Source organism: Helicobacter didelphidarum (genome assembly GCF_003364195.1).
Lineage (GTDB): Bacteria > Campylobacterota > Campylobacteria > Campylobacterales > Helicobacteraceae > Helicobacter_A > Helicobacter_A didelphidarum.
Genome location: NZ_NXLQ01000025.1, coordinates 21,364 through 27,521 on the forward strand (window position 1 = coordinate 21,364; position 6,158 = coordinate 27,521).

The 6,158-nt window shown below is 31.2% G+C and carries 6 protein-coding genes; 2 read left to right on the forward strand and 4 right to left on the reverse strand.

Annotated features, from left to right (window positions below; genetic code table 11):
- Positions 1-8: 8 nt before the first annotated feature.
- Entirely contained in the window at positions 9-755 is a 747-nt protein-coding gene (gene flgA / locus CQA53_RS08710; RefSeq protein WP_115543622.1) for a flagellar basal body P-ring formation chaperone FlgA, read from the reverse strand.
- Positions 756-1,060: 305 nt separating this feature from the next.
- Here flgA and CQA53_RS08715 point away from each other — a divergent pair, with 305 nt between their 5' ends.
- A complete protein-coding gene (locus CQA53_RS08715; RefSeq protein ID WP_115543615.1) occupies positions 1,061-2,743 on the forward strand; it encodes a lactate permease LctP family transporter in 1,683 nt (560 codons plus the stop codon).
- A 305-nt stretch (positions 2,744-3,048) separates the two neighbouring features.
- Here the strand turns inward: CQA53_RS08715 and CQA53_RS08720 are convergent, their stop codons facing one another.
- A complete protein-coding gene (locus tag CQA53_RS08720) occupies positions 3,049-3,504 on the reverse strand; it encodes a GatB/YqeY domain-containing protein (protein ID WP_115543616.1) in 456 nt (151 codons plus the stop codon).
- Positions 3,505-3,564: 60 nt separating this feature from the next.
- On the opposite strand from CQA53_RS08720, the gene flgH reads away from it, so the two are divergent.
- Positions 3,565-4,263, forward strand: a complete 699-nt coding sequence (gene flgH / locus CQA53_RS08725) for a flagellar basal body L-ring protein FlgH (protein ID WP_181882406.1) — start codon at positions 3,565-3,567, stop codon at positions 4,261-4,263.
- Between the two features lie 364 nt (positions 4,264-4,627).
- On the opposite strand, the gene CQA53_RS08730 is transcribed toward flgH, so the two are convergent.
- Complete coding sequence (locus CQA53_RS08730; protein WP_147290018.1) at positions 4,628-5,419, reverse strand: hypothetical protein; 792 nt, start codon at positions 5,417-5,419, stop codon at positions 4,628-4,630.
- Entirely contained in the window at positions 5,419-5,751 is a 333-nt protein-coding gene (locus CQA53_RS08735; RefSeq protein ID WP_115543619.1) for a hypothetical protein, read from the reverse strand. Before CQA53_RS08735 ends, CQA53_RS08730 begins: the two co-directional genes overlap by 1 nt.
- Between the last annotated feature and the right edge of the window lie 407 nt (positions 5,752-6,158).

The following is a 6,158-nucleotide window of genomic DNA, read 5'->3' on the forward strand; positions in this document are numbered from 1 at the left end:
GCTGATAATTATCGAATAAGCACAATGTTTTCTCCAATAACCTCCCCACTAATTGTTCTCTTGCTTTCAAGATTCTCAATTTTTATGATATCACCCATAACACCATTTTCCACAGATTTTCCTGTAGTAATCGCTTCTATCCCATCTGTTCTTAAAATAATTTTTACTTGAGAATCTTTTGCTATAAGGATTCTTTTGGATAATTTGTTGCGTGAAATAATGCTATTTGCTGGAATATAAACTTTTGCACTTGATTGAAGTATTTCCGCTTTTGTCGCGGGAATACTAGCTAAAATTGAAAAATCTTGTAATCTCTCAGTAAATTTTGCAGTATTAAAGTTGCTTTTTGCAGGAATATTATCACTTGCAATATATATTCGTATATTTGCTTGTATAGTGTATTTTATATTTTCTTGGAGTATTTTATTATTATATTTATAACTTACAGTAACATATCCATTTGAATTTCGTATCGAATTGAGATTCTTTGAGAGAAGTTCAATATTATAGAGATTAAGTGTATTACGTGTAATCAACGAAATTGATTCTATATGAATTTCAGGATATGTTTTGGAGTATTCATTTTTGATATAATTTTTTAGAATTACCACATTGTCATTATTTGCTAAACATATTATTTGCGTAAAACCGATAAAGAGTAATAGTAAAATCTTTTTATACTTATGTGTGAATTTTTTCAATGATATTGGACTACAAAAGATGTCTTTTTGTGTAGTATTATTTTTTAATAACATTGTAAAACTCCCAAAAATTAATCCCAAATTATAATAAAAATAATTTAAAAAGCAAAAAACCATAAAATAATTTTTCATACAAAGTATAATTCTTATATCAAAAATAGTAAAAATATAATAATTAAAGTGTTAATTTAAAAAAGCATAAGTTTGTTATAATGTGTTGCATAACTTGTGGCAATAAAGCTTAAATATTACTTTTTTACCCAATTTTGTATTTTTCTTAATTTTAATTTAAAGTAATATTTGAAATTGTCTTATTGTTGTTACTATAACACATTATCAAATCTAAAAGGAAGGTAAATATGTCAGATTTAGAAACTTTGGGTGCATGGACACAAAATTATACCCCTATTGCAGATAATATTTGGATAAGTGGGTTGGTCGCATTATTACCAATTCTTTTATTTCTTGCATGCCTCGTTTGGCTCAAGTTAAAAGGTTGGGTAGCAGCAAGTTTAACCGTTGGTTTGAGTGCTATTATCGCACTTGTTGTTTATCAAATGCCCTTTAATATGATTTTAATGAGTTTTATGCAAGGGTTTTTGACTGGGCTTTGGCCTATTGCTTGGATTATCATTGCAGCAATATTCTTATATAAAATTGCTGTCAAAACGGGATATTTTGAAATTCTTAAGCAAAGCGTTATGGCTGTTACACCAGACCAAAGATTGCAGGTTATCTTAATTGCATTTTGTTTTGGTGCATTTTTAGAAGGTGCTATTGGTTTTGGTGGTCCAGTTGCTATTACCGCAGCTTTACTTGTAGGTTTGGGTTTGCGTCCATTATATGCAGCTGGGTTATGTATGATTGCCAATACCGCACCCGTTGCATTTGGTGCAGTTGGTATTCCAATTATTGCCTTAGGCAATGCTGTTGGTGTGAGTTCACATGATATTGCAGGTATGGTTGGGAGAATGTTGCCACCATTAACACTTTTTGTGCCATTTTTTATCGTATTTTTGATGAGTGGTTTTAAGGGGGTAAAAGAGACATTTCCAGCTGTTTTTGTAGCATCTGTTTCTTTTGCAGGTGTGCAATATTGGAGTTCGAATTATCTAGGACCTGAACTACCTGATATTATCTCTGCGATTGTTTCTATTGCGGTAACTTCAATTTTTTTAAAGTTTTGGCAACCAAAAAATATCTATACTGGTGATACAAACCATAACTCTAACATCGCTAAAGCAGAAAAAACAGAACAACATTCCGTAGGAACAATATTCTTAGCGTGGATGCCTTTTATATTGTTGGTCATTGCTATTGGACTTTGGAATCTCCCAGCATTTAAAGCATTGTTTGGTAGTGATGGTGTGCTTAAGGATACAAATATTTTATTCGCAATGCATGGGCTACACAATCAAGTCATGCAGGTAGCTCCATTGTATCCTGATCCTACTCCACTTGGTGCTACATGGAATTGGCAACTGATCCAAAACTCTGGAACAGCAATTCTACTAGCAGCTATCTTAAGCATATTTATCTTGCGAGCTAGAGTAAATATGGTAGTGGAAGCTGCAAGTGAAACATTAAAGGAAATGTTTATACCTATTGTTACAATTGGACTCGTGGTAGCCTTTGCATTTATAGCAAAAAATAGCGGACAAGCTGCAACTATGGGTATTGCACTCTCTCATACAGGCTCACTATTCCCATTCTTCTCACCATTTATTGGTTGGATAGGTGTGTTCTTGACGGGAAGCGATACAAGTGCAAATTTATTATTTGGTCCATTGCAACAAGCAACAGCAAAAGTTTTAAATGCTCAAGAAGTATTATTCTTAGCAGCGAATACAGTTGGTGGCGTTGTTGGGAAAATGATTAGTCCTCAAAGTATTGCTATTGCATGTGCAGCGGTAGGACTTGTGGGTAAAGAGTCTGATTTATTTAGATTCACACTTAAATATTCTATTGGGTTTGTAATTTTTATTGGGATTTGGACAGCATTTATTGCTTATATCATTCCGGGAATTATTATTCATTCCTAGTCATTTGATATATGATGTATATAGATATGTTTTAAGAAATCACAGAGAAAATGAAGAGATTTTGTCTTCTATAATTCTCACAAAAATTATAGAAGACTGGATAATAGTTTTTCATGGAAACCTAAAAATAGAGATTTTAGAATCTTTATATTGAGAAATATTACATATTTGAGAGGTATTAATTGCTTTAGCCAAAATTGATTCAGAAACAAATTACTCGATATAGAGTATTACATGTATGTAGAATCTTTTGATTAATATTGGCTAAAGTAATGAAAGATTCTTTTATTGCATAATAATAGCGTTTAACTTGAGCTGATTTTAGTAAGCATTACCTTTGCCATTTCAGAAATTCTTTTTCCTGTTGCAACTTGATTAAGACTTTTTGCTTCAACCATAACTTTACCCAAATCTTTAGAATCTTGTGCATTAACTCTTATAATAATTGCTTGAAGTGCAGATTCTAACTCTCTATCGTTTAATTGTTTAGGTAAATATTCTAAAATCAAAGCAATCTCAAATTCCTCTTTATCGGCTAAATCCTTGCGATTTGCTTGTATATAACTTTCTTTTGCATCTTCTCTTTGCTTTAATGCTGTTTTAAGAATATTTATACAATCTTCATCGCTAAGAGTGATTCTTTTATCAATTTCAACTTGTTTGAGTGCTGCGTGTAATGTTCTTAATGTATCTCGTTTAGCATTATCTTTATTTTTCATGGCTTCTTTGATGTCTGCCATCATTTTTTCTTTTATGTTCATAACTATCCTTTTAGGAATGTAATTTGCTTAAATTATACAATATTTTACTAAAGGATGAGTATGAAAAAGATAACTTTGGCAGTGTTTTTACCTATTTTATTGTTTGCCTATGAGCCAGAAATCGATATGAATCCCCCAGATTATGTTAATGACATGCCATCAAAGGATCCTGTTCCAGAATTTTCAAGACCAGGTTCTCTTTTTGGACAAGGGGAAAGACCTTTATTTGCAGACAGAAGGGCTATGCGTGTTGATGATTTGATTACTATAAATGTGCGTGAGAATATTACAAATGACTTTAAAATTGACAAAAAATATAGTGGGAGTAGCGGAGGAAATATTATTCCACCACAAATTGCATATAATGGGCAAGATGCTCAACAACAAGCTAACACACAATATTTGAATGACCAAGTAAATTATACTTTGACAAAACCAAATAATACGAGCAATTTTCAAGGTGGTGGGACATACTCTCAAGCACAGAATCTTTCATTAACACTCACTGCAAGGATTCTGAAAGTTATGGAAAATGGTAATTACTTTATCTATGGAAAGCAAGAAATGCTGGTTAATGGAGAAAAACAAATTCTTCAGATTAGCGGTGTGATACGCCCTTATGATATTCAAAGAGATAATAGTATTGAGAGCAAGTATATTGCTGATTCAAAAATATCAATTGTAAGTGTAGGAAAAATTTCTGATACTTTAGGAAAAAAACCAACAACTGATGCAATAGAATCAAATTGGCCATATTAGCGTCTCATTGCAATGTATTGAATATTTGGAATATTCAATAAAGAGGAAGATGACACAATATAATATTGTTAAATAAGTGGGGGTATCTTGCAATAATCAACAAATGAATGTATAGATTCTATACATCGATAAATGTCTGGCTAAATCAATGCTAATGACTAAGAAGATAGTAAGTTCATTTGCCTCGTTCTAATTTTAGAGATTGGAGTCAAGTTGGTTTTATCCATTTAGTTTATGAATAATTCATGTGATTTCGTTGGAGCAAATTACATCGCGGTAAGATAAACTTTAATGTCCTATTTGTTTCTTATTAATAGAATCTAAATGATGCGATCTAGATTCTATAAATTTTAATTTCAATCCATCAATAATACAACCAATCCATGCTCATACCAACTTCAAATAAAAGCATGAAGTTATTGGCTTTAGGATAAATAATGTCCGCATTTGTATATGTCGCATGAAAGGCATTCATGTTGTAATAAATCCCCTTTATTCTTGCATAAAAATCAGCCTTCTTCGCTCTATTGATATATGGTGGCTCTATATCTCGTCTCAATATAACCCCTAGAGATGCTTCAAACCGATTCCCACCACTGAATGTAAAAGATTCATCAAAACTAGCACCCATATACCGCTTCAATATATTAAATCCATAACCAAGAGAATATTCGATGCCTAGATTCTGATTTATCATTTTGCGATTAAATACACTTACTCCTAAAAAATACATTGGATTTACAAAAGCTTGCGGTGTAATGCGTGCCATATTATACACATCCATTGGTATATTTAATGAGATAACCAGAGGATTATTTAAATCACTACTAATATTATACCCAATACTAGGATTTACAAGCACAATGAAATGTGTGCGTTTATACATAGTCGCAGAATCCACTATACCACTTGCACCATACCCACCCATTCCATCAAGGTTTAATGTTAATCCACTCTGCCAATAATGCCCGAAAGAAAAAGAAAGGAAGCCACCGAGATTACTCGCTCTAGAGTCTGGTAAAGTATCAAACCCACCATAATACATACCAACCCCAATTCTCACATCACCACAACTCTTTTCATAGCAACGATAGGCATGAGAAATATTGCTAAAGATTATAGGGAATAATAAAAGAATAAAAATTCGATATAACATTAGAGTTTTACAGGTGGGATGTCAATTGTTGGAATCTCAATAGCACTCTTGCCACATTGCTTATCTACCCCACAAGAAAAGGCATAATTTATAAGTGCTATAGCCAATGGGATAACAAACCACCAGAACTCACCCTTAGTCTCTTCCATCTCTTGATTATCCAACACCGCAACTTTACTTGTATCTATTCCATTAAACAAGAAATCTGCATCAGATTGTTGAAACTGATGATGTGAAGTTTGCACTTGTGCTACTTCAATATGTGCTTTTGCTGACAATGAACTGATACCAGGTGTTAAAGCTAACACAAAAATACTAAAAAGTCTTTTCATAACTTTCTCCTTAAAAAATAAATAAAGTAACTTATAGCTTAGAGATAAATTTAATATATTATGTATATATCATTTTACATATCATTTATATTTTATATATAATAGTTAATGTTGATATATATATATATATATATATTGTAAAAAGATACAAAAATAATAATATTAAGATTCTACTACTCTAAAACTATGTTATGTATTATAATAGAATAAAACTTAGTTTATTCTTAACTAATAATTTTCAATGCAACATTAAAATGTATTTTATGAATAAAAAATTATTATATTTATAATTTAATAAAAATGTAAAATTTTTTTAACATTTCTTCTTCCTTTTTTTTTCATTATTTCTTAGAAATATCGTAGTATAGGGAGTTTGTAAAGAGAATATGAAAAACAATAAAAAGAGA

What these genes read in the sequence shown, in the direction of transcription:
- flgH (WP_181882406.1), top strand. Translation starts at nt 3,565, where the DNA reads ATGAAAAAGATAACTTTGGCAGTGTTTTTACCTATTTTATTGTTTGCC.
- CQA53_RS08715 (WP_115543615.1), top strand. Translation starts at nt 1,061, where the DNA reads ATGTCAGATTTAGAAACTTTGGGTGCATGGACACAAAATTATACCCCT.
- CQA53_RS08720 (WP_115543616.1), bottom strand. Translation starts at nt 3,504, where the DNA reads ATGAACATAAAAGAAAAAATGATGGCAGACATCAAAGAAGCCATGAAA.
- CQA53_RS08735 (WP_115543619.1), bottom strand. Translation starts at nt 5,751, where the DNA reads ATGAAAAGACTTTTTAGTATTTTTGTGTTAGCTTTAACACCTGGTATC.
- CQA53_RS08730 (WP_147290018.1), bottom strand. Translation starts at nt 5,419, where the DNA reads ATGTTATATCGAATTTTTATTCTTTTATTATTCCCTATAATCTTTAGC.
- flgA (WP_115543622.1), bottom strand. Translation starts at nt 755, where the DNA reads ATGTTATTAAAAAATAATACTACACAAAAAGACATCTTTTGTAGTCCA.